Raw genomic sequence first — 2,522 nt, 5'->3', positions numbered from 1 at the left:
TTTGTATCGCTTGAAAGGGTGCGATTACCCCAAAGACGATAACCATTTTCGCGGATAATTGTTGTGATGTTTTGTTCGTTAAGAAGGTTAGCGCGGCTTGATCGATCACCAATGGAAAAATCAATGGGGCGCGCAGTGCCAACAATGCCATTAATCACTTTGTTTGAAGGAGAATGCCAAAAACCGTGTGTAAAATCAGTTTTAGCAATGACACCAGCAACTGCTGCACTTGCTGGCTGTTCTAAGATTTTTCCATCACGATTCACTTTTACAAACGGGTCAACGATAATAGCGCGCTTTGAATCAAAATCCTTTGCTGTGCTAAGGGCTGCTTCATCTGTTGTGTTTGGTGCATCAAGCACCACAATAGCACGCAGACGCTCTGCAATGCCAATGAGTTCTGCTGCGACGGGGTTGGCAGTTGCACCAGTTCCATTCTCTTCAATATTCACACTGGAAGGGCGTTTGTGTGTAAAGCCTGGAGCGATGAGAATGCGTGGTGTTTGTCCCACAATGGACCCCGCTCCAATCAAAGCATGGACGCCTTCATAAGCGCCATTTGCATTCACACCACCTAGAACATTGGTGAGTGTTGCATTTTCATTGTCACCTTCGTTCACACGCACGACAACAACAATAGCTCCCACTTGCTTGAAAATAAGATCAAGGGCATTGGGTAAGGTGCCTTGACGCTTGCCTGTTTTATCCAGTTTAGCTGCTTGTGAAAGAGAGCCTGTTACCAAAACTGGTGTATTAAGGGGAAATGCTCGGTCATCGGCATCAGGTGCTGTGCCAACAATCCCAATAACTGCCGATTGTACCGCGCGAAGAGGGCGGGTGCCGTCGTCAACCTCGACAACTTCAACACCGTGTAGAAAACCTGTTGCCATACTTTATGCTCCTTTAAATGAGGGGTGAATGAAAATGAATGGGAAAAATGAGAGGTAAAAAGCCGCTCTTGAGAAAGGTTTGTTTTCAACAAGCACTTTCTTTTTATGTTTTGACACTAGATTTTGTAGCAATTCACTTTTTAAAAAAGGTCGTCAAAGATCATTTAAAGACCCTTTAATATGTATTATTTCTCGTTTTAGAAATCGCAATTTGAGATGATCAACTCTTTAGCTGGAATCGCATTATTTGAGGCGTTACACGAATAAAACGTGTTTACCTTTTTAAAGGTAAATTGACTGAAGGTTTTTCGAACTTCTGGCACATCGTTGAGAGACAAAAGAAACTTCCCTTTTAATTGTGTGAGCAGCATAACCATCCTCTGATAATCCTCCCGCTTAAACAAATCTTTGCCATAATAATCCTCAACACCCCAATAGGGTGGGTCAAGATAAAATAAGGTGTTTGGTCGATCATAGCGCCTGATAAACTCAGACCAATCTAAATGTTCAATGGTAACACCTGCTAAACGGCGGTAAATAAGCTTTAATGAGGCTTCAAGTTTAAAACGATTAAAACGTGCACCGCGGTCTGTTTCAACTCCAAACGTGCGATTGGCGACTTGACCGCTAAAGCTTAACTTCTGCAGATATAAAAACCTTGAAGCGCGCTCTAAATCCGTGAGAGTGTTTGGGTCTTGCATGCGCAAGCGTTGAAATTCCTCACGGCTACTGATCTGAAATTCTAGCAATTCCATAAAAGGGTGATAATGGCGTTGTAACACCCTAAAAAAATTCACTACATCTCCTAAACGATCATTAATAATTTCAGTGGGCGGAATCAATTTTCTCCTAAAGAATATTCCTCCCATTCCAACGAAAGGTTCGGCATAAATGCTATGAGGGATATCCTCGATAATGTTAACTATGGTTTTGGCTAATCTTCTTTTGCCTCCAATATAAGCAGCAGCTGGTGCAATAGGATCAACAGATTTTAATTTTTCTTTACAAAGTGTATCCATCATTTTTTAACACTCTTCCATCTATATTAGCCATCTTCTCACTGTTTCCAAGTGATAAGAAGTGGCTGCGATGTTGAGTTGAGTTGCATCGGACGGGTTGGTCGCTAAACTTCTCCCGTTGGCTGGACTACCAGCCCAGCCTCTATTTTTGTTTCTTTCTTTGGTTTGGAGTTTCTAGGATAATTCCTGTGATATATCTGCTTGATTTCTCATAGCGATAGGTTATCAGAGCGGCTTGCCAAGAGCTGTTGATCTCTTTACAAAATTTTTGGAGTAAAAGAGGGGATTAGCCATGATTTCGGGGCATCTCTCTAGAGATAAAGAATGACTTCACTACAGTGCAGCAGAGACTATTCACTTCTATTGCCATCTTGCTCTCCAAATCAATGAAGAGACCATAACAACAAGTGCACTCTTACATAAGACTGACACTGTCAGTCAAAAAAAGCCCTTTAAAAGGGCTTTGAACGAGCGATAAAAGGACTTAAAAACATATAAGCCTGCTTATAGAACAGCTATCCATTTGACTTCTGTCGTATCTTGGTTACTTGTGCATCCATTTATTCTTTCCATAATCTTATAAGAACGGCACCATCAGCACCAGCACCACTTG

At 41.8% G+C, this 2,522-nt stretch carries 2 protein-coding genes; both read right to left on the bottom strand.

Going from position 1 to position 2,522, the window contains the following annotated elements; translation table 11 throughout:
- Nucleotides 1–890 (bottom strand): phage tail sheath subtilisin-like domain-containing protein (locus ACFIKO_RS09080; protein ID WP_375673848.1); only part of this gene is annotated, 890 nt, incomplete at its 3' end.
- Nucleotides 891–1,087: 197 nt separating this feature from the next.
- Nucleotides 1,088–1,909 carry a DNA adenine methylase gene (locus ACFIKO_RS09075; RefSeq protein ID WP_375673850.1) on the bottom strand — a complete coding sequence of 274 codons (822 nt, stop codon included), beginning with the start codon at nt 1,907–1,909 and terminating at the stop codon, nt 1,088–1,090.
- Between the last annotated feature and the right edge of the window lie 613 nt (nt 1,910–2,522).

It is taken from the genome of Bartonella sp. TS82HLJMH (assembly GCF_042193495.1).
Lineage (GTDB): Bacteria > Pseudomonadota > Alphaproteobacteria > Rhizobiales > Rhizobiaceae > Bartonella > Bartonella grahamii.
Note: the sequence above shows the minus strand (reverse complement) of the source record. Positions and strands in the feature narration are given on the sequence as shown.